Origin of the sequence: Scandinavium sp., assembly GCF_032012665.1 — a bacterium.
Lineage (GTDB): Bacteria > Pseudomonadota > Gammaproteobacteria > Enterobacterales > Enterobacteriaceae > Scandinavium.
Window position 1 is genome coordinate 106,067 of sequence record NZ_DALZVG010000003.1, and the last position, 25,671, is coordinate 131,737.

At 55.7% G+C, this 25,671-nt stretch carries 26 protein-coding genes, 1 other RNA gene and 1 pseudogene; 12 read left to right on the plus strand and 16 right to left on the minus strand.

Annotation, left to right across the window (positions count from 1 at the left end; genetic code table 11):
• The first annotated feature begins 124 nt into the window (after positions 1-124).
• Both RTU33_RS03920 and RTU33_RS03925 read left to right on the plus strand, forming a co-directional pair.
• Positions 125-649, plus strand: coding sequence for an SCP2 domain-containing protein (locus RTU33_RS03920; protein ID WP_312625446.1), 525 nt, complete (start codon positions 125-127; stop codon positions 647-649).
• Entirely contained in the window at positions 643-1,146 is a 504-nt protein-coding gene (locus RTU33_RS03925) for an N-acetyltransferase (protein WP_312625448.1), read from the plus strand. The genes RTU33_RS03920 and RTU33_RS03925 overlap by 7 nt, the downstream gene beginning before the upstream one ends.
• On the opposite strand, the gene RTU33_RS03930 is transcribed toward RTU33_RS03925, so the two are convergent.
• A complete protein-coding gene (locus tag RTU33_RS03930; protein ID WP_312625450.1) occupies positions 1,133-1,417 on the minus strand; it encodes a GIY-YIG nuclease family protein in 285 nt (94 codons plus the stop codon). The genes RTU33_RS03925 and RTU33_RS03930 overlap by 14 nt on opposite strands.
• Positions 1,418-1,469: 52 nt before the next feature.
• On the opposite strand from RTU33_RS03930, the gene RTU33_RS03935 reads away from it, so the two are divergent.
• Positions 1,470-1,907: a YhbP family protein gene (locus RTU33_RS03935; RefSeq protein WP_312625452.1), complete on the plus strand. Its 438-nt coding sequence runs from the start codon at positions 1,470-1,472 to the stop codon at positions 1,905-1,907.
• On the opposite strand, the gene RTU33_RS03940 is transcribed toward RTU33_RS03935, so the two are convergent.
• Positions 1,893-2,411: a type 1 glutamine amidotransferase domain-containing protein gene (locus RTU33_RS03940; RefSeq protein ID WP_312625691.1), complete on the minus strand. Its 519-nt coding sequence runs from the start codon at positions 2,409-2,411 to the stop codon at positions 1,893-1,895. The two genes, RTU33_RS03935 and RTU33_RS03940, sit on opposite strands and share 15 nt — an antisense overlap.
• Before the next feature lie 124 nt (positions 2,412-2,535).
• Here RTU33_RS03940 and RTU33_RS03945 point away from each other — a divergent pair, with 124 nt between their 5' ends.
• A complete protein-coding gene (locus RTU33_RS03945) occupies positions 2,536-3,183 on the plus strand; it encodes an NAD(P)H-binding protein (RefSeq protein WP_312625693.1) in 648 nt (215 codons plus the stop codon).
• Positions 3,184-3,222: 39 nt separating this feature from the next.
• On the plus strand, positions 3,223-4,263 hold the full coding sequence (locus tag RTU33_RS03950; protein ID WP_312625455.1) for a permease: 1,041 nt from the start codon (positions 3,223-3,225) through the stop codon (positions 4,261-4,263).
• Between the two features lie 161 nt (positions 4,264-4,424).
• On the opposite strand, the gene dolP is transcribed toward RTU33_RS03950, so the two are convergent.
• From dolP to RTU33_RS03970, 4 genes are read right to left on the minus strand one after another with little or no spacing between them, the layout of a single operon-like run.
• The gene (gene dolP, locus RTU33_RS03955) at positions 4,425-5,000 is read right to left on the minus strand and encodes a division/outer membrane stress-associated lipid-binding lipoprotein (protein ID WP_312625457.1); all 576 of its coding nucleotides are present in this window, start codon (positions 4,998-5,000) and stop codon (positions 4,425-4,427) included.
• Positions 5,001-5,009: 9 nt separating this feature from the next.
• Positions 5,010-5,600 carry a DnaA initiator-associating protein DiaA gene (gene diaA / locus RTU33_RS03960; RefSeq protein ID WP_312625459.1) on the minus strand — a complete coding sequence of 197 codons (591 nt, stop codon included), beginning with the start codon at positions 5,598-5,600 and terminating at the stop codon, positions 5,010-5,012.
• Positions 5,601-5,626: 26 nt separating this feature from the next.
• Positions 5,627-6,016 carry a YraN family protein gene (locus RTU33_RS03965; protein ID WP_312625461.1) on the minus strand — a complete coding sequence of 130 codons (390 nt, stop codon included), beginning with the start codon at positions 6,014-6,016 and terminating at the stop codon, positions 5,627-5,629.
• Complete coding sequence (locus tag RTU33_RS03970) at positions 5,974-8,145, minus strand: penicillin-binding protein activator (protein WP_312625463.1); 2,172 nt, start codon at positions 8,143-8,145, stop codon at positions 5,974-5,976. Before RTU33_RS03970 ends, RTU33_RS03965 begins: the two co-directional genes overlap by 43 nt.
• 63 nt (positions 8,146-8,208) lie before the next feature.
• On the opposite strand from RTU33_RS03970, the gene rsmI reads away from it, so the two are divergent.
• Both rsmI and RTU33_RS03980 read left to right on the plus strand, forming a co-directional pair.
• Positions 8,209-9,075, plus strand: a complete 867-nt coding sequence (gene rsmI, locus RTU33_RS03975) for a 16S rRNA (cytidine(1402)-2'-O)-methyltransferase (RefSeq protein ID WP_312625465.1) — start codon at positions 8,209-8,211, stop codon at positions 9,073-9,075.
• A gap of 4 nt (positions 9,076-9,079) precedes the next feature.
• Positions 9,080-9,870, plus strand: a pseudogene (locus tag RTU33_RS03980) (Fic family protein).
• Between the two features lie 31 nt (positions 9,871-9,901).
• Here the strand turns inward: RTU33_RS03980 and RTU33_RS03985 are convergent.
• The 8 genes from RTU33_RS03985 to kbaZ form a co-directional block, all read right to left on the minus strand.
• The gene (locus RTU33_RS03985) at positions 9,902-11,791 is read right to left on the minus strand and encodes an enterotoxin (protein ID WP_312625467.1); all 1,890 of its coding nucleotides are present in this window, start codon (positions 11,789-11,791) and stop codon (positions 9,902-9,904) included.
• Positions 11,792-11,813: 22 nt separating this feature from the next.
• Complete coding sequence (gene kbaY / locus RTU33_RS03990) at positions 11,814-12,686, minus strand: tagatose-bisphosphate aldolase subunit KbaY (protein ID WP_312625469.1); 873 nt, start codon at positions 12,684-12,686, stop codon at positions 11,814-11,816.
• A gap of 12 nt (positions 12,687-12,698) precedes the next feature.
• Entirely contained in the window at positions 12,699-13,844 is a 1,146-nt protein-coding gene (locus tag RTU33_RS03995) for an SIS domain-containing protein (protein WP_312625470.1), read from the minus strand.
• Between the two features lie 341 nt (positions 13,845-14,185).
• A complete protein-coding gene (gene agaF / locus RTU33_RS04000) occupies positions 14,186-14,620 on the minus strand; it encodes a PTS galactosamine/N-acetylgalactosamine transporter subunit IIA (protein ID WP_312625471.1) in 435 nt (144 codons plus the stop codon).
• Between the two features lie 17 nt (positions 14,621-14,637).
• Entirely contained in the window at positions 14,638-15,516 is an 879-nt protein-coding gene (gene agaE / locus RTU33_RS04005; RefSeq protein ID WP_312625472.1) for a PTS N-acetylgalactosamine transporter subunit IID, read from the minus strand.
• Positions 15,506-16,285, minus strand: a complete 780-nt coding sequence (gene agaW / locus RTU33_RS04010) for a PTS N-acetylgalactosamine transporter subunit IIC (RefSeq protein WP_312625473.1) — start codon at positions 16,283-16,285, stop codon at positions 15,506-15,508. Before agaW ends, agaE begins: the two co-directional genes overlap by 11 nt.
• A gap of 10 nt (positions 16,286-16,295) precedes the next feature.
• On the minus strand, positions 16,296-16,769 hold the full coding sequence (gene agaV, locus RTU33_RS04015; RefSeq protein WP_312625474.1) for a PTS N-acetylgalactosamine transporter subunit IIB: 474 nt from the start codon (positions 16,767-16,769) through the stop codon (positions 16,296-16,298).
• Positions 16,770-16,788: 19 nt separating this feature from the next.
• Positions 16,789-18,084 (minus strand): tagatose-bisphosphate aldolase subunit KbaZ, encoded by a 1,296-nt coding sequence (gene kbaZ, locus RTU33_RS04020; protein ID WP_312625475.1) that lies wholly within the window; start codon positions 18,082-18,084, stop codon positions 16,789-16,791.
• A 250-nt stretch (positions 18,085-18,334) separates the two neighbouring features.
• On the opposite strand from kbaZ, the gene RTU33_RS04025 reads away from it, so the two are divergent.
• A complete protein-coding gene (locus RTU33_RS04025) occupies positions 18,335-19,144 on the plus strand; it encodes a DeoR family transcriptional regulator (protein ID WP_312625476.1) in 810 nt (269 codons plus the stop codon).
• 69 nt (positions 19,145-19,213) lie between these two features.
• On the opposite strand, the gene garD is transcribed toward RTU33_RS04025, so the two are convergent.
• A complete protein-coding gene (gene garD, locus RTU33_RS04030) occupies positions 19,214-20,785 on the minus strand; it encodes a galactarate dehydratase (protein WP_312625477.1) in 1,572 nt (523 codons plus the stop codon).
• 352 nt (positions 20,786-21,137) lie between these two features.
• Here garD and garL point away from each other — a divergent pair, with 352 nt between their 5' ends.
• From garL to RTU33_RS04050, 4 genes are all read left to right on the plus strand, one after another.
• Positions 21,138-21,908, plus strand: a complete 771-nt coding sequence (gene garL, locus RTU33_RS04035; RefSeq protein WP_312625478.1) for a 2-dehydro-3-deoxyglucarate aldolase — start codon at positions 21,138-21,140, stop codon at positions 21,906-21,908.
• Positions 21,909-21,937: 29 nt separating this feature from the next.
• Positions 21,938-22,828 carry a 2-hydroxy-3-oxopropionate reductase gene (gene garR, locus RTU33_RS04040; RefSeq protein WP_312625480.1) on the plus strand — a complete coding sequence of 297 codons (891 nt, stop codon included), beginning with the start codon at positions 21,938-21,940 and terminating at the stop codon, positions 22,826-22,828.
• Positions 22,829-22,906: 78 nt separating this feature from the next.
• Positions 22,907-23,285, plus strand: an RNA gene (gene rnpB, locus RTU33_RS04045) — RNase P RNA component class A.
• Positions 23,286-23,969: 684 nt separating this feature from the next.
• Positions 23,970-24,359: a hypothetical protein gene (locus RTU33_RS04050; protein ID WP_312625482.1), complete on the plus strand. Its 390-nt coding sequence runs from the start codon at positions 23,970-23,972 to the stop codon at positions 24,357-24,359.
• 354 nt (positions 24,360-24,713) lie between these two features.
• On the opposite strand, the gene RTU33_RS04055 is transcribed toward RTU33_RS04050, so the two are convergent.
• Complete coding sequence (locus tag RTU33_RS04055; RefSeq protein WP_312625484.1) at positions 24,714-25,469, minus strand: helix-turn-helix transcriptional regulator; 756 nt, start codon at positions 25,467-25,469, stop codon at positions 24,714-24,716.
• Between the last annotated feature and the right edge of the window lie 202 nt (positions 25,470-25,671).

A 25,671-nucleotide genomic window follows, 5' to 3' on the forward strand; every position in this document is an offset into this window, starting at 1 on the left:
TAAAAGCGCATTCAGGGTGTCATTCGTACGTAATGGCTACTGACAGAATTGTTGATATACGCCGCTATGTTGTCTGGCGGATATGGCAAAATAAACGGACTATTGCATTGAGGGAGTAAAGCTCGTGTTGGATAAACTGCGTTCACGCCTGGTACAAATGGGCCCGACTCTGATGAGCGTTCCGGTAAAAGTCACACCGTTCGCGCTAAAACGTCAGGTCCTGGAACAGGTGCTAAGCTGGCAGTTCCGCCAGGCACTGGCGGATGGCGAACTGGATTTTCTGGAAGGCCGCTGGTTAAGCATTGAGGTGCGCGACATCGGCCTGCGCTGGTTCACCTCCGTTGAGAATGACCGCCTGGTCGTCAGCCATAGCGCTGATGCCGACGTGAGCTTCAGCGCAGACGCCAGCGATCTGCTGATGATTGCGGCCCGTAAGCAGGATCCGGATACGCTCTTCTTCCAGCGCCGCCTGGTGATTGAAGGCGACACGGAGCTTGGGCTGTATGTCAAAAACCTGATGGACGCCATTGAGCTTGAGCAGATGCCAAAAGCACTGCGTATCATGCTGATGCAGCTGGCGGACTTTGTTGAGGCCGGATTGCAGAATCCGCCACAAACCAGAAACACATCGGTAGGTGAGCCATGCTGATTCGAGTGGAAATTGGAATCGACGCGCCAGGTATTGACGCGCTGCTGCGCCGTGAATTTGCGGGCGACGGCGAAGCGGATCTGGTGCATTCCCTACGGGAAGATGGCCTGATTACGCTGGGCCTGGTCGCGACGGATGACGAGGGGCAAGTGGTTGGCTACGTGGCCTTCAGCCCGGTCAGCGTTGAGGGCGAAGAGCTTCAGTGGGTTGGCCTGGCGCCGCTGGCTGTGGCGAAGGAGTACCAGGGGCAGGGCATTGGTCGTCAGCTGGTGTTCGAAGGGCTCGATTCGCTCAACGAGTTTGGCTACGCCGCCGTTGTCACTCTTGGCGACCCGGCGCTGTACGGCAAGCTCGGTTTCGAACCGGCTGCACGCTTTGATTTACGCTGCCGCTGGCCGGGCACCGAAGCGGCGTTCCAGGTTCGTCCTCTGGCCGACGATGCCCTTAACGGCGTGCATGGCCTGGTCGAATACTGCGACCACTTCAATCGCTTCTGAGACCCGACAGCAGCGTCTCAAACGATTCATCCCCGAGGACGAGGCGCTCTTTCTGGCGCTTCGTCAACTGCTTTATCTGATATTCCACCCGTAAGGCCAGTGAGCGATCGCCCACTTCTTTGGCAAAGGCCAGCGTAAGCTCACCTTTTCCTCGCAGCGCCTTCGCGCCTTTTCCTGACTGATGCTCTGAAAGGCGGCGTTCCACGTCGGTGGTGATGCCCGTATACAGGCGGTTATCCGCGCTTCGAACCAAATAGACAAACCAGCACACGTTTCGGCTCCTGTGTTAAGGTGAGCGCACCATAGCACGGGGGAGAGCAAAAATGGAGTCACTGGCAATCGCCAGCCGATGGCTGGAAAAACAGCACGTTGTCAGTTGGAGCGTGGCAAAGGATGGCAATCTGTGGGCTGCCAGCGCGTTTTATCTCTACGATCGTGAAAAAGTGGTGTTCTGGCTGCTCAGCGAAGAGTCTACCCGCCATGCGCAAATGAGCGGCAGACGTGCGACCGTTGCCGGCACCGTTAACGGGCAGCCTAAAAACGTAGCGCTAATTCGTGGAGTGCAGTTTTGCGGAGAGATTCGTCTGCTGGAAGGCGAAGAGAGCACCGCTGCTCGCCAGCGCTACCTTCGCCGTTTTCCTGTTGCCAGAATGATGCCCGCGCCGGTCTGGGAAATTCGTATTGATGAACTGAAATTCACCGACAACACGCTGGGCTTTGGAAAAAAATTCCACTGGCAACGTCAGTTATCTGCCGAGTAGCACCAGCGCCTCGCGGTTAAACGCCGGTAAATCGTCCGGCGTGCGGCTGGTCACCAGCTGATTGTTGTCGACCACCACTTCGCGATCGTAAAAATCCCCCCCGGCGTTTTTCACATCCACCACAATCGGCTTCACGGCAGTCAGTTTCCTGCCCCGAATCACATCGGCGCTGATCAGCAGCTGTGGGCCATGGCAAATGGCAAAGACGGGCTTACCGCTGTTCACAAAGTCGCGCGTGAAAGTGACAAAACGCTCATCGCCGCGAAGCTGGTCCGGCGAATAGCCGCCGGGCAACAGCAGCGCATCAAAGTCTGCCGGGCGTACATCATCAATGGCTTTATCGATAACCACCACGGCATCGCCCTTTTTGCCTTTAACCTGTTTACCCGCCTGCTTTTCAATAGTGATAACTTCATGACCTGCTTTTTTGAACTCGGTGGCGGGCGAGGTAAACTCTGAATCTTCAAACTCATCGGTGATCAGGACTGCGATTTTCTTGCTCATCATTCCTCCGTTGTTCTGATTTCAGAGATATAGATTCTCCAGAATGGTCAATAATGACTCAGAGTATTAAGTCTGGGTGCTGTCGTTGAATTCTCAACACGGAATAATCTGCAAAGGAGGAATGATGAGTCATGTACTGATTACTGGTGCCACGGGGCTGGTTGGTGGGCACTTACTGCGAATGATGGTTCAGGAACCGCGCATCACCCGGATTACCGCCGCGACCCGGCGTCCTCTCCCGGATAAGCCGGTCGATGTTCTCAATCCCTGGGATCCCCAGCTCACCGATGCGCTGGCGCAGGTGACGGCCCCGGTTGATATTGTTTTTTGCTGTCTGGGCACCACGCGTCGTGAAGCGGGGAGCAAAGAGGCTTTCGTGCACGCCGATTACACGCTGGTGGTGGACACTGCGCTAACCGGGCAGCGCCTTGGAGCCAAACACATGCTGGTGGTCAGTGCGATAGGAGCGAATGCTCACTCACCATTTTTATATAATCGTGTGAAAGGCGAAATGGAAGAGGCGCTGATCGCCCAGAACTGGCCGCAGCTGACGATTGCTCGCCCGTCTATGTTGCTTGGCGATCGCGATCGACGACGCCTGAACGAATCCCTTTTGGCTCCGGTGTTCTCACTTCTGCCCGGAAACTGGAAATCCATTGAAGCGCGCGATGTGGCACGGGCGCTGCTGACCGAGGCGCTGGAACCCGCCAGACCCGGCGTCACCGTGTTAACCTCAGCAAAATTACGTGAAATAGCGGCACGCCAGGCGTAAGATTCGGCTCCACTATCACTTTCCTTTCCGGAGTACGGTATGGCTGGTCAGTCTTCCTCTCAGGCGGCATCTCCACTGGCGTGGTGGAAGCCTGCCCTGTTTTTCCTCGTTGTTATCGTCGGCCTTTGGTATGTGAAATGGCAGCCCTATTACGGTAAAGCTTTCACCGCCGCAGACACCCACAGCATCGGAAAATCCATCCTGGCTCAGGCGGCTGAGAATCCGCTGCGGGCGGCACTGGATTACGCGATGGTTTATTTTCTTGCCGTATGGAAAGCCGCTGTGCTGGGCGTATTGCTGGGTTCGCTGATACAGGTATTGATCCCACGCGACTGGTTGATGCGCACACTTGGACAACCACGGTTTCGCGGCACGCTGTTTGGCACGCTGTTTTCCCTGCCGGGCATGATGTGTACCTGCTGTGCTGCGCCGGTTGCGGCCGGAATGCGCCGCCAGCAGGTTTCGATGGGCGGGGCGCTGGCGTTCTGGCTTGGCAATCCGCTGCTGAACCCGGCCACGCTGATTTTTATGGGGTTTGTACTTGGCTGGCAGTTTACCCTGATCCGGTTAGTCGCAGGATTCGCGACGGTGCTGATTGTCGCCACGCTGGTGCAGAAATGGGTAAAAGAGCCCGCCGCCGTGCAGCCCGTAGTGCCTGACGTTTTGTCAGAGGCTGAGACCACGCCGTTTCTGGTTCGCTGGGGAAAAGCGCTGTGGGTGCTGTTCTGGAATACGATCCCGGTTTATATCGTGGCGGTGCTGATCCTCGGGGCCGCGCGCGTCTGGCTGTTCCCGCATGCCGATGGCGCAGTGGGCAATACGCTGTTCTGGGTGATTGCGATGGCGGTCGCTGGTTGCCTGTTTGTGATCCCCACCGCAGCGGAAATCCCTGTTGTTCAGACTATGATGCTTGCCGGAATGGGCGTGGCGCCCGGGCTTGCGTTACTGATTACGCTGCCTGCGCTAAGCCTGCCGTCGCTCATCATGCTGCGTAAAGCGTTTCCGGCTAAAGCGCTGTGGCTCTCTGCCGGGCTGGTGGCGCTGGCGGGGATTGTGACGGGCGGGATTGCGCTGCTGTAGTAAACATTTGCCGGGCTTCAGATGGAGACAAACCGCTTTGTGTTTCTGCCGGATGGCGGCGTAAACGCCTTATCCGGCCTGTGATTCCCTTTAATTCGAATCCTCCAGGCCTGATAAGCGTAGCGCCATCAGGCAACTAAAGTCTCAAGCCCGGCAAGGGTTTACTGGATAATGGTAAAGGCGGTGGTGACGTGCTTCACTCCGCTAACGCGGCTGGCAATATCCGCCGCGGCTTTGCCTTCGCGTTCGGTCAGGCTACCCATCAGGAACACTTCTGCGTTTTCCGTAGTGACTTTTACCGCCGAGGATTTCACCTGATCGCTGCCCAACAGCTGGGAGCGAACTTTGGTGGTGATCCAGGTATCCGAAGAGGCGGTGCCCAGACCAATCGGCTGGCCCTGACGAATTTCGTTAAATACTTCGGTCGTGCCTTCGACGCCCATGGCGATCTGCTTAGCCTGAGCGGCCAGATCGGTTGTCGGTGACTGGCCGGTCAGCAGGACTTTGCCCTGCCATGCCATCACGTTCACGCGTGCTTCTTTCTTCAGCTGTTCATCTTTGTTCAGGGCGCTGTTCACGCGCAGTTCGAGCGTGCTGTCATCGACCTGGGTTCCCACGGTGCGGGGATCGGTGGCTGCTTTAGTGCCGACCGCAGCTGTACCAACTACCGCTGCCGCAACGCATCCCTGAAGCAGCAGCGCGGAAATAATAACCGCGAGGGGCGAAAATGCCTTCATGAGTACTCCTTAATCGTCCTGGTGTGGGAAGAGGGTGTTATCAATCAGATCGCATAAACAGTTTACCGTCAGCATGTGCATCTCCTGAATGCGTGCTCCACGGTGCGAGGGAATGCGGATTTCCACATCCTGAGGGCCGAGCAGCCCGGCGAGCTCACCGCCGTCATAGCCGGTGAGCGCCACAATGGTCATGTCGCGCGTCACGGCAGCCTCCACGGCTTTCACGATGTCGCGGCTGTTGCCTTTGGTGGAAATTGCCAGCAGCACGTCCCCCGCGTGGCCGAGCGCACGAACCTGTTTGGCATACACTTCGTCGTGCAGACGGTCGTTTGCAATCGCCGTTAAGACCACATTATCGGTATTAAGTGCAATCGCAGGTAAACCAGGGCGCTCTGTCTCAAAACGGTTGATCATACAGGCAGCAAAATGCTGTGCGTTGGCGGCGGAGGTGCCATTGCCACAACAGAGGATTTTGTTGCCGTTAAGCAGGGACTGTACCAGCGTCATCGCGGCCCGGGAAATAGCGTCCGGAAGCGCTTCTGCGGCGGCGATTTGGGTCTGAATGCTTTCGGTAAAGCAGGCTTTAATTCTGTCGAGCACGATATCCCTTACATTCTTAATTGACGCTATTCGCCAAAGGCGTTTTTCAACCATTCGATCTGACTGCCGGTGAAGGCTACCACATCGAAACGACAATCCGTAGTTTCAAAACTCCCATTGTGGCGGGCAAGCCACAAGCGAGCGGTCTGTAATAATTTTGATTGTTTGCTGCGCGTCACGCTGGCGGCCGCGCCGCCAAAGCGGGCGGAAGTGCGATAACGGACTTCCACAAATACTGTTACTGCTCCGTCTTTCATTATCAGATCGATCTCGCCGCCGCGCGCATGCACGTTGGCGGCGATAAAGCGCAGTCCTTTGCTTTCCAGATAGCGACGCGCCTGCTGTTCCCACGCCTCGCCGGTCTGTTTACGGCTTAGTTTGCCGGCACCATCTGTCCCTGCTGGTATTTGAGCCATGACAACTTCCTGTTGATCACACAATCCTGATCGGCGGTCAGATCGCCGGTGTTACCGTTGACTTCGAAACCCGGCACCTGGCGCATCTGCGAGAAGTGGTTCGCTAACGTCCAGGCGTCTACGCCCATGGCGTACAGGCGGGCCAGCGAGTAGTCGTTACGTACGGCGCTCAGCGCCTGCTGCATCAGCGCCGGGTTGCTGCCTGCCAGCATCGGAATTTCGCTGAACTGCAGGCCATCCATCTCCAGACGGAAATCCGGGCCAGCGGTGCCCTGTGCGCTGCGGGAGCTGGCATAAAGCGTTGCGCCGCTCTGGCTGCCGTTGCGCATCGCAATCATCGGCTTGATGTAGGCAATTTCTTCCGGTGTGGCCACGATATATACCGCATCCACTTTACCACCGCCGGTGATTTGCGCGTCGCTCGGTGGGGCCGGGATCGTCAGGCCGCCGATGGTTACGCTCTGCTGCTGAGGCAGGCTGGCGCTCACCGGGCTACCGGTCAGGGCGATACCGCCGCCGCCGTTCACGTTGCCGCGCAGTTCATTGGCCGAGCCAAATTTCTGCTGCAGGACAACGCCGCCGCCGTTTTTCTGCCACTCCTGAGCGAACGCTGTGGCGACACGATCGCCAAAGGCGCTGCGCGGGATCAGGATCAGCGGAGACTGCTTGCCCTGATCGTGGATATGGCGCGCGGCATCGCGGGCTTCATCTTCCGGCGAGAGCGCAAAATAGCAGACGTTCGCTTTATTCTGCACGCTTTCCGGCTGGTTCAGCGCCAGGACGTTCAGGCTGGTATTGCTCTTCACCAACGAGTCAACGTCGGGCTTCAGCAGCGGACCGACCACGAGGGAAACGCCATCCTGTTGAGCCTGATTTAAAATCTGGTCCAGAGGTGCGGTGGTGGTGTCATAGACTTTCAGCTCAGCGGAGGGTGCGGCTGGTGCCGTTGCCACGGCTGGCTGAGCGGTTGGCTCTACGGATGATTGCACCGCAGGCTGCGCGGTGGGCGAAGTATTCATCGGTGCTGCGGGCTGTGCAGCAGGAGTTGCGTTTGCTGGCTGTTGCTCAGGTGCTGTTGTTTGCTGAGGAGCCGGCGCCGCAGAGGTGGGGGCCTGAACGGGATTTGCCTGAGTACCGACGGCTGGCTGGCTGGTGGTCAAATCGGTCACTTCAGCCTGAGAAGGGCTGACTACGGTGTTGTCCTGCACATTAGCCGCCTGAGCCGTTTGTTCCGGCACGGCATTACCGCTTACGGAACCCGCGCTGCCATTTTTTGCTGCTTCAAAACCTTGCTGAATGGTGCGACCGAAGACCGCCGCCTGGCCGTTCAGCGGCAACAGTAGGGCGATTTTTGCGGTGGAAGCCGGTTTGAAGTTCTGGACGTTAACCAGCTGCGTCGGCAGCATTTTCGCGCCAGGGTTATGCGGGTAACGGGTTTTCCAGTCCTGGATGCCAGCTTTCATCATGTCCGGATCGTTGCGGTTATCAAACCAGACGCGCTGGAGGTCGAGCCAGCCCTGCAGCACGTTATCATTGGCGTTGATGACCAGCGAATTGGCCTGATCTTTGGTCATCGATGAGAGCGCCTGCCAGGTGGCATCAATATTTTTCTGCTTATCCTGAGGAGACGTCAGCAACTGCTCCTGCGCGATGAGCGCCCCCAGCAAAATCAGAGACGGCTGGCCTTGCTGGGCGACAATCACGTCCTGCCAGTAGCGCGCCTGCTGATTTTTTTCCAGGCTGGCGACATCGATTTTTGCCAGCAACGCCTGCGCCCCGGCAAAATCTTTCTGTGCGAGCTTAATCTCCGCGCCAAGCAGCGCCTGCTCACGAGACTGAGTATTGTTCAGATTCTGCGGCAGCTGGCCGTAAAGCTCCAGCGCCTGCTGGCTCTTGCCCTCTTTCAGCAGTGCACGAATGGCGAGTAATTGCCAGTTGGTCTTGCTATCATCTGAACTTTGCTGCATCTGCTGCAGATAGTAGCCGGAATCAGCCTGTGCGCTGCCTTCAAGGTGCGCGGTGCTCTGATCGGCGCTTTGCTGAGTGCCACAGCCGGCGAAAAGTAACGCTGCCAGCATAACAGGCAGGCAGCGCGCGGCTTTAGAACGAAGAAATGTTGACGGTACCATAAGTATCCAGTGATATTTTTTTAGCTCAATGCTCAATATTAAATCGGCAATACGGACTAAACAATGAAACAACGCGAAACAGCGGACAATTCTCAGGGCAAACTCTACATTGTGCCCACGCCAATTGGTAATCTTGGCGACATCACCCAACGTGCGCTGGACGTGTTGCAGGCTGTTGATCTTATTGCCGCAGAAGACACCCGTCATACCGGTTTGCTGCTGCAACATTTTGCTATTAACGCCCGCTTATTTGCGCTGCACGATCATAACGAACAGCAAAAGGCAGAAACGCTGCTGGCGAAGCTGAAAGAGGGGCAAAATATCGCCCTCGTCTCTGATGCCGGCACGCCGCTGATCAACGATCCTGGCTACCATCTTGTACGCACCTGCCGTGAAGCCGGGATCCGCGTTGTGCCGCTGCCTGGGCCTTGTGCAGCCATTGCTGCCATGAGCGCTGCCGGGCTGCCTTCCGATAAATTCTGCTACGAAGGTTTTCTGCCCGCTAAATCCAAAGGCCGCCGCGATGCGCTGCGAGCGCTGGAAAACGAGCCGCGTACGATGATTTTCTATGAATCCACGCACCGCCTGCTGGAAAGCCTGGAAGATATCACGGCGGTACTCGGCGAATCCCGTTACGTGGTGCTGGCTCGCGAGCTGACCAAAACCTGGGAAACCATTACTGGCGCACCGGTGGGTGAACTGCTGACCTGGGTGAAGGAAGACGAAAACCGCCGTAAAGGCGAAATGGTGCTGATTATTGAAGGCTTCAAAGTGCAAAGCGACGATGCGTTGCCTGCCGAAGCGCTGCGTACCCTGGCGCTGTTGCAGAAGGAACTCCCGCTGAAGAAAGCTGCGGCTCTCGCTGCCGAAATCCACGGCGTGAAGAAGAATGCGCTTTATAAGCATGCGCTGGAGCAGCAAGGGGAGTGATGCATTGAGCCGCTATCAGCCTCCTTTTACGATAACGCCGATAATGCTCAACAAGATGGTTGAGATCGGTGAGCTTCTGGGGCACTGGGCGGCTCAGTCCGGACGTACTTCACCGTTGCTGCGTAAAGAAAATCGTATTCGAACCATTCAGGCGTCGCTGGCGATAGAGCACAATTCATTAACCACGGAGCAGGTGACGGCGATTATGGACGGTAAACGCGTCCTGGCCCCTGCCAAAGAGATTCAGGAAGTACGTAATGCTATTCAGGCTTACGAGAAAATGACTTCCTGGAAAGCGTGGTCTTTGAAGGATTTGCAGAACGCACATCGGATACTGATGACAGGGCTCGTCGATGTACCCGGGGCGCTGAGAACCGGTGATGTGGGGATCTATCGCGGTAAAAAATTGATCCATTGGCACCGCCTGCTTCACAGTTACCGCGCCTGATTGGCGACCTGCTGGCGTGGCTGAAAATAACCGACCTGCATCCGTTGATCGCCAGCTCTGTTTTCCATTACGAATTTGAATTTATCCATCCTTTCTCCGACGGAAATGGCCGAATGGGTCGGTTATGGCAGACGTTGATCCTTAGTCAGTGGCGTAATGAGCTGGCCTGGTTGCCTGTTGAAACGCTGATTCACTTCCAGCAGACGCCTTCACTGACTGCAGTCAGCCTGGCCGTACGGCTGGATATATCATCAAAAACAATAGAGCGTCACCTTAAATCGTTACAGCTTAAAGAGAGGCTTCGGCGAGTAGGCCCTAATAAAGGGGGCCACTGGCAGGTGGTTTGAAATACGGCCCGGAACGCCGGGCCTTTCTTGTTTATTTCACCGGCATGGCTTCAAAGACCAGCGTTTCAAACGGTTTAAGCGTGACTACGATTGCATCTTTGTAGTCAGCAGGCACCGTTGTGTTATCACCATATACCGCTTTCAGCGATAATTGTGTCGCCTCACCCCGCGGGATTTCGAAGTCTTTCACCAGATTCAGATAGTAAGTCTGTGGCTTATCGGACGGGTTGCGCAGGCCCAGAATGGCTTTCTGTTTGCTCCACGATGCCCAGCCATAAGCTTCAAGTTTCGTTGGGTCGCCGCCAATCCAGTGGGTATCCACCAACACTTTAGCGTTATCCCTTGACCACCTGGCCGCCTGCGCCAGCGTGTCCCACTTGGTTTTATTCAGCATCGACGGAGTGATGTAAAGCTCCTGGAGCTGCGTACCGGTGGCGAAATAGCTCCAGACCTGATCGGCAAAGTCGCTGTCGGTCTGTACTTTTTCGAGCCCGTAATAGGCATGTTCGGCGCTGACGATGCCGTGATACATCAGTGAGTTAAGCGGGAACAGTGGGCCTTTACGCACGATAGAGCGATACGTTTCCGCATCACGATAGGTCATCCACTGCTGCACGGGTGTTCCCGGGCCATAAAGATTGATGTCATCACCCTGACGCCAGATGGAATCGGCGTACAGCAGCCAGGACGGGCTGGCGTCGGTGCCGGTGGTCAGGTTGATAAACAGATTTGGGTTGGCCTGTCGCATGTTGTGCAGCAGCGCAATGGAGGCATCAAAGTCGGAGGCAAACTTGCTGCCTTTGATGTGCGAATTGGCGTTACCCATGCCGTCGAGCTTGAACGAGGTAATATGCTCGTCCTTAATCAGCTTGATGATTTGCTCGTTGAAGTTGTCAAAATAGCGCGGGCCGGAAAGGGCAAATTTCCCGTCAACGGTTTCGAAACCATACTCTTTTGCGTGCGAGACGCGAATATCCCGCGGCTTGTTATACCCACCCCACGGTGAAAGCCAGAGCCCGACCGAACTGTGTAGGCTGTCTGCTTTTTCCCGCACTTTGCCAAATCCGTGGCTGAACGCTGGGCCAAACAGCCAGCGGCCAGTGCGATCGTCCCATCCGTCATCCAGCAGGAAGGCATCAAGCGGCACGCTGCGCCCGGTGATGAGCGCTTTGTTCCACTCATCCATCCGCCCTAAAACGTCCTGTTCGCTGTAGGTAGTGAAGAAGCCGATATCCATCCAGCTGTTGTAGTGAAGGTAGGGCTTGTAAGGGCGAGGGCGAACGGCCTCAATGAACTCATTCACGCTACGGCGCAGCTGGCTGGTTTCTGGGAAGGTGCCAAAGTAAGTGGTATAGCTGACCGGCGTATCCGTCTGAATCGGCGTTTTCAGCTCGACGCTAAGGTTGGTGGTCGCCTCGTAGGCATAGGTATTAATAATGGGTTTGCCCGGCAGCATAAAGAACGAATCCGCCACGATGGGCGAACTGTTGATCGCGCCGTCAACAAACGGCGCCTGAGCCTGCTTTTTGGTCGGGAAGAAGGTGATTTTTGCCACTTCACGCGCTTTGCCTACGGCAGAAAGCGTGTAATCGAGACTCGCATATTTACCCTTGATCAGATTTACGCTCACGGTGACGTTGAAATCAGGATGCGAGTAATCAATCACAATCGCATTGTCCTGTTTCTCAACGTGTTTCACCTTGAAATCGGCAGTGTGGATAACCGTCTCATCCGGCAGCGTCAGAAAAAACAGCTCCTGCGGTGAAAGCGGGTGGCTGGAATGTACATCTTTCACCACCAGCGCCGAGTTCGCGTCGTCAAAGGAGACGCTGAGGTTGTCATTATTGAGGGTAAAGCTTGTGGCAAAAGCGCCGTTTGTAACCAGTAAAGCCAACAGCGAAAGCGTGGATACTTTTTTCATCAGGTATGTCCTTACGGGCAGATCAGGCTTCTGCGGGAAGACGCAGGCGATGGGCGGACCCGCAAACGGCGACTTTTTGTCTGACGATCTCTTTCATGGCGTTCATGCCGACGCGCATGTAATACCTTGGATCGTTGCCTTCCGGGTTCTCGGCAAACCACTCTTTAACCGCGGTGGCAAAGGCGATTTTCAGCTCGGTCGCCACGTTCACTTTGCATACGCCAAGCTCAATGGTGCGGCGTACAAACTCATCCGGTACGTCGCTCGCGCCGTGGAGCACCAACGGAATGTCGACCACTTCACGGATTTCCGCCAGCCGCTGAAAATCGATTTTCGGGCGCTTCGTGTAGAGTCCATGCGCGGTGCCAATCGCCACCGCCAGGCTGTCGACGCCGGTCAGCTCAACAAAGCGCTTCGCCTCCTGTGGGTCGGTCAGGAAAGCGCTTTCTGCATCAACGCTCATATCATCCTCCATGCCACCCAGACGTCCAAGCTCCGCTTCAACGCTGCAATCGTTCTGATGGCAGAAATCGACCACTGATTTCACCAGCTTTACGTTTTGCTCAAACGGGTAATGGCTACCGTCGATCATTGCGCTGCGCACCCCGGCATGGACCTTGCGACGGATATCCTCCAGCGATTCATGGTGATCGAGATGCAGCGCCAGCGGCATGCTGTAGCTGGTGGAGTAGGCACTGCACAGCGCGAAGATCTCTTCGAGGGCGATGTGTTTGAAGGTGCCCGGCGTCCCGGCGAGGATCACTGGCGATTGCAGTTCGCTACACACTTCGAGGATCGCCTGGATCGTCTCGGCGTTGTGAATATTAAAGGCCGGAACCGCGTAGCCGTTGGCCTGCGCGTCCTGAAGCAGATATTTGGTAGAGATGATGCTCATTGTCTTCTCCTCTTATGCCTTCCACGGGTGGATGACAACGCCCTGAACCACACGATTGACCGTGCCGTTGGCGGAAGGCGTATCCGGTGTGTTGCCGATGCTCAGAGACTGCGTCAGGGCAAAAACTTGTGCGTAAATCAGGAAGCAGAACACCTGCTCCATATCGATGAAGGGCCGCGCTGGCGGCAGCAGGATATGCGGGCCTGCTGCTATCAGTTCGTCCGTTTCGGCGGCGACGGCCACTACCCGCATCGCTTCTCCATCGCGGCGCAGCTCTGCCAGAAGATCGAGATCGTACTGGCGGGTATACGGGTGGCTGGAAACAAACACCACCACCAGCGTTTGTGCATTGATCAACGATTTTGGTCCGTGGCGGAAACCTGTCGGTGAGTCATAAAACGCCGCCAGCTTACCGGCCGTCAGCTCCAGCACTTTCAGTGCGGATTCACGAGCAGCGCTCTGCAAGCCGCCGCTGCCGAGATAGACGATGCGTTCCCATGGCTCGTAACCGAACACGCCGCTGCGAAAATCGCCAAGAGAATCGAGAATCGCCCGGCAGCGGTCTGCTACATCGCGGAAGGTCTGGCTGTTGATGGTGTCTGGTGCGAAGACGGCAAGGCAGCTCGCCATCATGGTGGTGATACTGCTGGTCATCGCGAAGCCGCGATCGTGCGTTTCGGCGGGCATCAGCAGAGCGAACGCGTTATCGCTGTCCAGAGCGTTCTGGTAAAGGCTGCCGGCTTCGTTGCAGGTAATGGGCAGGTGATAGCACTCCGGCACAAGCTGATTGGCAAGGTTAACGGCGGCCAGGCTTTCCGGGCTGTTGCCTGAGCGGGCGAAAGAGACCAGCAGCAGCGGGTGCGCCGCGTTCAGGTAGTCCATCGGGTTGGTGACCAGGTCCGTGGTTGGCACCGCGCTGATGTTGAGCCCGGTATGGCGTGAGAGCCACGGTGCAATAATATCGCCGATAAACGCCGAGGTGCCCGCGCCGGTCAGAACAATTCGCAGATTTTTTTTGCGCAGCAGCGGGGTAAGAAAACCGTCCAGCGCAGGGCGGAGCTTATCGAGGTTAGTCAGGGAGCGGATCCAGCTGGCGGGCTGCTGGCGGATCTCGGTTTCGGTCCAGGTACCGGTGACGGAGGTGATCGTTTCGGGCATAGCTCATTCCTTAGTCGCGTGAGTTCCACAGTGGACGCGGGTACGTGTCGCTGTCTTTCGTTTCGTTTCACTTGTTTATCTGTTTCGTTAAATAAAATCTATAGAAAAGAAATTGAAACATCAATGAAAGAAAGCGAAATATGATGAAATTTGTGACCGCCAACGGGTGTTCTTGTTTAACTTTATGAAAAATAAATAATTTATTTAAATGAGTGGAATCGGGAAAGATTTCGTGAAAGGAAAAGAAAGGCCTGGCACTACCTTCATGCAGGCCAATATGATGCAAAATGAAAGGTCTACAGGGGGAGAGCCAGACCTGAATTATTAACCCTGAAGCGAGCTCAGATCCCTTCCTCAACGGGCTTTGCCTCACGGCAGCGCCCCAGTTCATCGACCAGGCTGGTCAGCCCGCGGTGTCCGCATTCCAGCGCCTGTACGCGGAAGGTTTCGCTGTTTAATCCGTCTCGCTCGAGTACCATTTCAAGCAGCAGCTGCAGATTGGTGCCGGTGATCACCTCTCGTCCCGGCTTTTGCATTGCCAGCGTTGATGCGACGCGAAAAGGTGTGCCCCCAAGCAGGTCGGTCAGAAAGACTATTTCGTGCTGGGGATCCAACGCATCCACCGCCTGCGTTAGCTGTTCGGTAAGCAGTGCCGTGGTGGAAGTTTCAGGAAAGTCGATGGCGATAAAGTGCGACTGCTCGCCTAAGATTTGCTTCATCGCCTTTTCCATCCCGCTGGCAAATCCGCCGTGGCCGGTCAAAATAATGCCTAACATCGCGTACCTCTTTGTTTTTACAGGAAGTGACAGAATTTACCGACCACGCCGAGCAGCACGGTGATACCAATCAGGCGCAGCGGACTCCAGCCCCGACGCACCAGCCAGAACATGCACAGGGTATAGACCAGCGGCAGGAAGGCGGGCATCAGCTTATCGATCACATCGGTTTGCAGCTTCACTACCGCATCACCGGCGGTAATTTCGAGCGTGGTATTCAGGCGCACGTAGGTCGCGACCAGCGCGCCAATCACCGTCATCCCGACAATCGAGGCGGCATGACCGACTTTTTTCGTATTGGCCTTAATCAGCGGGATTGCCGCCACGCCCATGCGGTAGGCGTAATGCGCCAGCCCAAAACGCAGGCCGAGATGCACCACGTTAAACAGCACCAGGAACACCACAGCGCCGAGAATCGAGCCCTGAAGCGCCAGGCTCGCGCCGATGCCGCCGCAAATGGGTAGCAGCGTCAGCCAGAACATCGCATCACCGATGCCGCCGAGCGGTGCGCCAACCGCAATTTTGGTGCTCTGAATGCTGTTCACATCCTGCTTGGAGCGCTCCATCGCGAGAATAATGCCGATGACGAACGTCACCAGGAACGGATGGGTGTTGAAGAAACCCATGTGGCCCTTCATGGCGCGCGCCAGGTCGCGGGGGTTGGTGTGGATCTTTTTCAGCGCGGGCAGCAGGCCATACAGCCACCCCGAAGCCTGCATACGCTCGTAGTTAAAGGAAGCCTGCAACAGCATCGAACGCCAGGCCACGCGGTTAATGTCCTTACGGGTGAGCTCCGCACCGAGCTTCTGATCTTCATAGATATTTTCATTCACGTCTGTCAGCAGCGTCTGCTCACCGTCGACGACGCCCGGCAGGGTGGTATGTTCAGATGCCATCTTCGAATTCCTCTTTCTGTGCTGCCGGGGCAGCCGGTTCTGGAGATTTACGCAGCAGATCGATAAGCGCCATTGCCAGCGCCGCGGCAGCAATCGCCAGCACCGGTAATTTCAACCAGGCGGCGGCGACAAAGCCGATGATGAAATAAGGGATGTAGACGTTTTTCATCATGATTTTCAGCAGTACGGCGAAACCGATGGCGGGCATGATGCCGCCCGCTACGCCAAGACCGTCGATCAGGCGAGCGGGCAGGACGTCGATGGCGGTTTTCGCGTGTTCAGCGCCGAAGTAAATCGGCAGGAAAGCGCAGAGAAAATAGAACACGCCGAGTGCCAGCAGCGCCAGATAGTTCACCCGCTCGATGCCTTTCACATCGGCGTTTGCCGCCATGCGGTCGCAGCGGGACATCACGCCGGACATCACCGAGAAGAGGAACGTAATGCCCATTTGTACCGCCACGGCGAACGGTACAGCCACGCCGACCGCCACTTCAGGTTTGACGCCAGTCGAGATAGCAAACGTGGTACCGACGATGGTGCCGATAATGACGTTCGGTGGCTGCGCTCCGGCCAGCGGCGCCAGGCCCATCCACACCAGCTCCAGCGTCCCGCCGGTCAGGATCCCGGTGTGCAGGTCGCCCAGGACCAGACCAACCAGCGGCCCCAATACGACCGGCCGGTGCATATGGGTTAACCCGTTGAACATATCGAGGCCAGCAACAAAGGCGAGAAGGCCCAGCGCAACAGCCTGCAACAGACTGATTTCCATTATGAATCCCTCAGAGTAGTTTAAAGAGATCTAAAGCGGGCTCGGTCGGCACGCCCTGCACGAAGCAGGCAACCCCAGCGTCTTTCAGCCCGTTGAATGCGGCAATATCGCTGGCGTCGACAGAAACCGTTTTGGCAATTTGCTGTTTGCCGTTGGCGTAATGCATGTTTCCTACGTTGATGCGCGTCACCGGCACGCCGCCCTCAACCAGCTTTATAAAGTCAGCGGGGGATTTACAAACCAGCAGGATTTTCTGCCGATCCGCCGCCCGGTGAATGTTGTCGATCACCTTTTGCAGCGGCCAGAAACGCACGTCGATCCCTTCCGCCAGCACCATCTCCATCAGGTTTTGCTGAACCGGATCGTCAGCCACTTCATCGTTGGCCACCAGTACCAGATTCGCCCCGGCGAAGCCGACCCACTGCACGCCAACCTGACCGTGGATCAGGCGCTCATCAATCCGACTTAACACAATGTTTGGCATACTGTTTTCCTCTTCGTTGTTATGCGTTAGGGGACGTTTCGCCCTGACAGGCCGCGTGGTACTGGCGAAGTATGTCCTGGATATGGTCGAGGATGAGGTCCCGCGGTGCCGCATTGAGATCGCCCTCGCGGACTTTTACGTACTGCAGCGGCAGGTACTGGCTGATCAGCGGCAGCGGAATGGGGTCGTCGGCCAGATTGCGCACCAGTCGCTCAAACGCATCATCAATTTGGCTGTCCGGCCAGTAGTAGCGCACGCGGTCAGAGTAGCTGTAGCCTCGGGCCAGACGACGGGTATTGCCATCTCCGTGATAGTGGCTTTGCCAGTATTCCGGCCGATCCAGCATGACGGTTTCCAGCACATGGCGCAGGCCGGAACAGGCTTTGGCGGGCAGCAGCTCTTCTTCGATGGCAGCCAGAGAGAACAAAGCTTCGCGCAGCGCAAAGGTGAGCGCCGGGCCGACCTTGAGGATGGCGAAATGATCTTTCACCAGCCGGCGCAGCGCCTGCGGCGTCTGATAATCGGTGGAGTGCGCTTCAAAAACGAGGGTGTCGAACGCGTTGACCATCTCGCTCAGCGCTACGGCTTTCTGCGGCTGATAGTCAATCACGTGGGTATGATCGAATTCGACGCCGGGCTGGACGACAAGCGCAATAATGCGTGGCCAGATAGCATTGAGCCCCTGCTTTTCAAAGGCGTGGCGATGGGCTTCAAGCGTCGCACGGGCCGCATCCGGCGTCGTGACCTCAAGTTCGGTTAGCGCTTCATGTGCACCGCCCGGCACCGGCACTTCTGTGCCAATCACGTACACCAGATCGGCGCTGCCGAAATGCTCACGACAGGTTTGCTCGGCGATGTTTGCAAGCCTTGCGGCGCGTTCAGCCACGATTTCGTCGGTGAGCGGCACCGGGTCGCCCGCGCAGGACATGCTGCAATCGAGGTGGATTTTTTTGAAACCCGCAGCGACATAGCATTCGATTAAGCTGTCGGCGTTAGCCATGGCTTCTTCAGCAGGTAAATTCTGCCAGCGATTTGGGCCCAGATGATCGCCGCCGAAAATGAGGCGTGATTCAGGGAAACTAAGCCTGCCGGCGAGCTGACAAACAAATCGGCGAAAATCAGCAGGGGTCATGCCGGTGTAGCCGCCGAACTGATCGACCTGGTTCGAGGTGGCTTCAATCAGCAGCGGGGTCTGCCGGGCATGGGCATAGCGGAGTGCGGCTTCGAGCACCAGCGGATGTGCGGAACAGACGGCATAAATGCCGTTGCCGTTTCCTTTCTTATGCTGCGCGACGCTATCAATAAGATGTTTCACTTTCCTCTCCGTTTCGGATGGTTATGGTATTCATCTTTCGTTTTGTTTCAGTTAATCCTGCATCATGCTGCTTTAAAAATAAAACGAAAGATAATGGTTTTCCGATCTGTTTCACAAAAGAAACATAATGAAAGGTTTCAGCGGAAAGATAAGCGCGTAAGGCGAGGCGGGCAGCGCTTGCATTTCGGCAAAAGAAAGGCGTTAATAGCTAAAACGAAATGAAACGAAAGTTTTTCTTAAAGGAGCTCTTATGAGCAACAGCGAATTGTCCGCAGAAAAGCGCATTAGCGGCACCAGCGAAAGGCGTGAGCAGATTATCCAGCGGTTGCGGCAGCAGGGAAGCGTGCAGGTTAACGATCTTTCTGCCGCCTTTGGCGTCTCCACGGTGACTATCCGCAATGACCTGGCTTTCCTGGAAAAACAGGGGATTGCGGTGCGCGCCTACGGCGGAGCGCTAATTTGCGAGGGCAATACGCCCGTGCACGAGCCGTCGGTGGAGGACAAAAGCGCCCTCAACACCGGGGTGAAGCGCAATATTGCCCGTGCTGCTGCCGACCTTATCAAAGCGGGCCATCGCATCATTCTGGATTCCGGGACCACCACCTGTGAGATTGCCAGAATGCTCCGCCAGCACACGGAGGTCATCGTCATGACCAACGGCATGAACGTCGCCAACGCGCTGCTGGAGGCCGATGGGGTTGAGCTGCTGATGACCGGCGGGCATCTGCGTCGTCAGTCGCAGTCGTTCTATGGCGACCAGGCCGAACAGTCGTTGCAGAACTACCACTTCGACATGCTGTTTCTCGGGGTGGATGCCATCGACACCGATCGCGGCGTCAGCACGCATAATGAAGATGAAGCTCGTCTCAACCGCCGGATGTGCGAGGTGGCCGAGCGCATCATCGTGGTGACCGACTCCAGCAAGTTCAATCGCTCCAGCCTGCATAAAATTATCGATACTCCGCGTATCGACATGATCATCACCGACGAAGGTATTCCGGCAGAAAGCCTGAAAGAGCTGCAGCGTGTGGGAATTGAGGTGTTGCAGGTGAAGGCGTAATTGCGGGATTTGGAAAAGGAAGAGCCGGGTAGCGCTGGCGCATACCCGGCCTGGAAGCCTGCAAGACAATCAGGTCACCGGCGCCGGGTTAAACACCGCCAGCTGATTGTGCAGCCCCCACTGGTCGGAAAACGTCTTTTTGCGCCCGCTCGCTACATCCAGAATAAAGTGGAACAGCCTCCAGCCGACATCCTCAATAGTTTCTTCCCCGGTGGCTATCGTGCCTGCATTGATGTCCATAAGGTCATACCAGCGGTTGGCGAGCGCCGTGCGCGTTGCCATCTTGATGACTGGCACCGCCATCAGGCCGTAAGGCGTGCCTCGCCCGGTGGTAAACACCTGAACCGTTATCCCGGAGGCGACCTGCTGCGTGCCGCAGACGAAGTCGCTGGCGGGCGTGGCGGCGTATATCAGGCCACGCTTCGTCGGGCGCTGCCCCGGAGAGAGCACTTCGACAATCGCGCTTTGCCCGGATTTGGCAATCGATCCCAATGCTTTTTCTACCACGTTCGCCAGCCCGCCTTTTTTATTGCCGGGCGAAGGGTTGGCGCTGCGGTCCGTTTTGCCCATATCGAGATAGTTATCGTACCAGGCCATCTCCTCCAGCAGGCGTTTGCCGACCTCTTCGTTAATGGCGCGCGGCGTGAGCAGGTGAATCGCGTCGCGCACTTCAGTCACCTCCGAGAACATCACCGTAGCGCCACAGCGGACCAACAGATCTGAGGCGTAGCCGACAGCCGGATTGGCGGTGACGCCAGAGAAGGCATCGCTGCCGCCGCACTGCATGCCGACCACCAGGTCAGATGCCGGGCAGGTTTCGCGCTGGCGCTGGTTGAGCTTCGCCAGATGTCTTTCGGCAACCTGCAAAATATCGTCGACCATTGAGCGAAAACCGACGTGCTGCTCATCCTGCAAACGCACAACGCTGGCGCCGTCCACCGGAATGGCCTGTACATCTTCACTCCCCTGTAGCAGCCGCTCCGGCTGAAGCTTCTCACAGCCAAGCCCGACGACCATCACTTCGCCACCGAAATTAGGATTCAGAGCGATATTGTGGGTGGTGCGAATCGGCACGATGGCGGCGGGCGCATTGATAGCCACGCCGCAGCCGTAAAGATGATTAAGGCCAACCACGCCGTCGACGTTCGGGTATTTGGGCAGTAAGTCGCGCTCGATAATTTTCACCACAAAATCCACAACGCCCGCCACGCAGTGGACGCTGGTGGAGATGCCCAGCAGGTTTTTAGTGCCGACGCTGCCGTCTGCATTGCGATAACCTTCGAAGGTATAGCCTTCCAGGGCAGGCAATGGCTCTGGCACCCGCGTGGCTAATGGCAGGGTTGCCAGCGGCGGCGCTTCCGGCAGAGCGACGGTGGATTCATCAATCCAGCTGCCTTGTGCGATATCCCGCACCGCATAGCCAATGACTTCGCCGTAGCGGACAATTTCGCCGTTGCATGGAATAGCCTCCAGCGCAACCTTGTGGCCCTGCGGAATATGCTCCACCAGCGTCAAACCGTCGGCAAAACAGGTTCCTGCCTTTAGCCCATTATCGTTAACAATAATGGCGACGTTATCAGCGGCATGCACTTTGATATAAATTGCCTGCGGTGCCTTATCCCGGATTTCGATATCAGCCATTGTTCCGTTTTCTCCAGTATGAAAAGAGACAGCGAAATAAAGAAAATGAAGAGCCGCCAATATGCCGGGGGAATGCATGGGAAAATGTGATCGCTATCACTCAATAAGCCGCCGGAAACCTCGCCGGGCCAGCAATATCACGTTCTGTGGCGCAGCGCGTATCAGGGTGTGCAGATGCACAGGACAATGAAAGAAACGGGTAAAGATATTGGTTTCCTGCACAATGCGCGACTCTTCAGGGCTGCTTATACTGAACAGGTTTTTATTTCAGAGCCTGCGCATTGGGCGGCAGATAAATAAGAAGGGCGTGGGGTTCACTGACTGACGAATAAAATAACCAAAGGCTGAAATCATGACGAACGGAATATTCCCGAACACCTTCAAGGCTGCGCTGGCGGCACATCAGATCCAGATTGGCTGCTGGTCAGCATTGGCGAACCCAATCAGCACTGAAGTACTGGGGCTGGCTGGCTTCGACTGGCTGGTGTTGGATGGAGAGCATGCCCCCAACGATATCTCGACTTTTATTCCACAGCTGATGGCGCTGAAGGGAAGCTCCAGCGCTCCGGTGGTAAGGGTGCCGACCAACGAACCGGTCATTATCAAGCGCCTGCTGGATATCGGCTTCTATAACTTCCTGATCCCGTTTGTCGAAACGCAAGAAGAAGCCATTCTTGCGGTAGCCTCCACGCGTTATCCACCTGAAGGGATCCGCGGCGTGTCGGTATCACACCGCGCCAATATGTTTGGCACCGTGCCGGACTACTTTTCTCAGTCGAATAAAAACATTTCCGTTCTGGTGCAGATCGAAAGCCAGACAGGGGTGGACAACGTCGATGCCATCGCAGCTACCGAGGGCGTGGACGGCATTTTTGTTGGTCCGAGCGATCTGGCCGCAGCCCTGGGCCATCTTGGTAACGCGTCGCATCCTGAGGTGCAGAAATGCATTCAGCACATCTTCGCGCGTGCCAAAGCGCATGGCAAACCGAGCGGTATTCTGGCGCCCGTTGAGGCCGACGCCCGTCGCTATCTGGAGTGGGGAGCAACCTTCGTTGCCGTCGGCAGCGATCTCGGCGTATTCCGCTCCGCCATGCAAAAGCTGGCTGACGCCTTTAAAAAATAACCACCACCGTAATTGAGAAGGAACAGAAGATGACGATGAAAGTGGGCTTTATTGGCCTGGGCATTATGGGTAAACCGATGAGTAAAAACCTGCTGAAGGCGGGATACTCGCTGGTGGTGTCGGACCGCAATCCTGAAGCGGTGGCTGAAGTGATTGCCGCGGGCGCGGAAGCCGCCAGCACGGCCAAAGATATTGCTGAGCAGTGCGACGTCATTATCACCATGCTGCCGAATTCGCCGCACGTGAAGGAGGTGGCGCTCGGTGAGAACGGCATTATTGACGGTGCGAAGCCGGGCACGGTGCTGATTGATATGAGCTCCATTGCGCCGCTGGCGAGCCGTGAAATCAGCGAGGCGCTGAAGGCCAAAGGCGTGGCGATGCTGGATGCGCCGGTCAGCGGTGGCGAACCGAAGGCCATCGACGGTACGCTCTCCGTGATGGTAGGGGGCGATAAAGCCATTTTCGATCGCTATTACGATTTGCTGAAATCGATGGCAGGTTCCGTCGTGCATACCGGTGAAATCGGCGCGGGTAACGTCACCAAGCTCGCCAATCAGGTGATTGTGGCGCTGAATATTGCGGCCATGTCGGAGGCGCTGACGCTGGCGACTAAAGCGGGTGTGAATCCGGACTTAGTGTATCAGGCTATTCGCGGTGGTCTGGCGGGAAGCACCGTGCTGGATGCCAAAGCGCCAATGGTGATGGACAGAAACTTCAGGCCGGGCTTCCGAATTGACCTGCACATCAAAGATTTAGCCAATGCGCTGGATACTTCTCACGGCGTGGGCGCACAGCTGCCGCTGACCGCAGCGGTCATGGAGATGATGCAGGCACTGCGCGCCGACGGGCTGGGAACCGCCGATCATAGCGCGCTGGCCTGCTATTACGAAAAACTGGCGAAAGTGGAAGTTACTCGCTAACGGCGTTGTCGTCACGTTGCGGGCCGGGATGCAGCCCGAAGGGTGACAAAGCTATGCGAACCCTCTATACTGCGCGCCGAAGCTGACCAGACAGTCGCCGCTTTGTCGTCGTCCTCCCTCGGGGGGAGACGGGCGAAGGGGAGGAAAGTCCGGGCTCCACAGGGCAGGGTGCCAGGTAACGCCTGGGGGGGAAACCCACGACCAGTGCAACAGAGAGCAAACCGCCGATGGCCCGCGTAAGCGGGATCAGGTAAGGGTGAAAGGGTGCGGTAAGAGCGCACCGCGCGGCTGGTAACAGTCCGTGGCACGGTAAACTCCACCCGGAGCAAGGCCAAATAGGGGTTCACATGGTACGGCCCGTACTGAACCCGGGTAGGCTGCTTGAGCCAGTGAGCGATTGCTGGCCTAGATGAATGACTGTCCACGACAGAACCCGGCTTATCGGTCAGCTTCAACTTCTTTCAGAACCCCGCTTCGGCGGGGTTCTTGCTTTATGCGCGAGTGAGATAAATGACTGTCCACGACGCTATGCCCAAAAGAAAGCGGCTTATCGGCCGGCTTCAACTTTTATAAAGACGCCCGCAGATGAAAATCTGTGGGCGTTTTGCTTTGTGGCAGCAAGTGATGAATGGCTGTCCCTTCCTCTGTCTCAATAAAAAGAAAGCGACTTAGTGGTCAGCTTCGCTAACCTTGCTTTGTCTCCTCTTTAATTCTAAATAGCCCTGAATTACTGTGAGTAAAGCACTAAAAGAGTTCGATGCGATAAATATAAGATACATCATCAAGAAGCTATATTTACATAAACTTACATTGTTGTTAAGTGATTCACTATTTAAATAAGTTTTTGCATGTGTAACAGTTAAATGGCGGAAAGCAAGCGACTAACCAATAAAAGGAATCTTTATGACAAAAATAAAAGAATTAAGTTTAGATGAGATGGCGTTAGTCAGCGGCGGTGAGAGCATGATGAGTGCAGCAAATCGTGGAACGACAAAAGGTAGCACTTCCTATGGAGGGCAGGCAAACGGGTTTCAACCGAATTATGCTGCGGCTGGAGGAACGGGAAGTTGTGGCGCAGGTGTTGCTGGAGGTTTGGTTGGTGGTATAACTGCTGCGGCTATTGCTACAGGTGTTATTACCGGTGGAATTGGTTTTGTGGGCACTCTCGCGGCAGGAGCTATTGCGGGGGGATGTTTCTCTGGCGGGGCGAGCAGCGGCAACGGAGGGAAAGTGGGTTCAAATAACTGTTCTGGCGGTGGAGCGGGGGCGACTTGCAGTAGATAATTTTGGAATTAAGGTATTAATAATGATTTTTAATATGAAAAGAGTGATGACAATATTTTTAACTGTATTCACATTGTACTTTGTTTTTACTAATTCACCTATCCTTGAATTGAAAAGGGAAACAATATTACAACAGTTGGCTTTTTTTGTAATAATAACAAGTATTCCGTCAGGGTTGATTTTTTTATATGAAAAACTTATTGCTATTGCGGAATGGTTTCTGCTAAACATAATAAATGGTAAGTAAAGGCATAAAGCAGGAATTGCGTTTGCATAAGCCTGTGTTGTTGTTGGTTAATTCACTATTTCAATGGGTTTTGTTATTTTAAAACATGTTCCGAAAGTGCATGATAAATAACAAGAGCAACGAAGATTACTATCGCATGAATGTTGGAGCCGGGTGCGTTTTCATTATGACCTATGGCAGATATGAACTGCTCTCTCAATTATGACGCCGTGTTTCCTTTGCCGTGCTCCGACATATTTTCACCAGAACAACGAGCTGGCTTTGCACGAGTCCTGGATCGGCTGACTGAACGGTCAGCGTACAGCTATATTCGCTGAAGAGTAAGGATTACGGCCAGCCAATGCCTGTCCGGAGTCAGGGAGCAATATCACCCGCAGTCTGAATATAGCGCAACGGCGAGACGCCGAGCTTCTTGCGGAACATCGCGATAAAGGCGCTGGCGCTGGCATAACCCAATTCATGCGCCAGTTTGCCGATTGCTGCCCCGCGAGCAAGATTACACACCGCTTCCAGCAGGCGGATCTGCTGGCGCCACTCGGAGAAACTGAGGTTGGTCTCCTCGCGAAACAGTCTTGCCAGCGTGCGTTCACTGGCCCCGACCTTTTGCCCCCACCATGACAGGGTAGCCGTATGGTCCAGCTCGCGGCATAACGTATCACACACCTGCCGCACGCGCCGGTCTCGAGGAAGGATCACATGGCAAAGCATGCTGGTTGGTAAACGGGAGAGTTCATCGTTTAACAGCGCGGCAATCAGCGCCTGACGTTCCGCCAGGATCCCTTCTTCCAGGCCAGCCGTAATCAGCGTATGCAGGAGCGGCGTTGCTGCCAGGCCACGACAATGAGAGCCAAACTGGCGCGAAGCCTGAGGCGTTAAGTAGATATTTTGCGTTACCACGTGGTCAATCGCCTGCAGACCATGTGATAAACCTCCGGGCAGCCAGATGGCGCGTCCGGGCGAAAGTAACCAGATATGCTGCGGAGTGACGATTTTCGCCACCCCACGTAACATATAAATCATCTGCCCTTGTTCATGCTGATGAACCGGCTCTTCGCTGCCCGGGATATATTTCAGCTGACGCAGCCCTTCAATAGCCTGCTGGATTGTCATCTTCACCTGCCTTTGTCCGATTCTCACCATTTATGAGCACTGCTGCGTATAGAGACAACTTTTGTCTTAATGGCGACATCCAGGTGGCCAGTTGCGCCATTCTGCCATGGACGGGCTTCTCTTTTAAAGTTGAATAATTATCATTTCCACCTAACTCTAATAACAGTCGGAAATAATATGAAAGAGATTGGCAAGTTTTTCA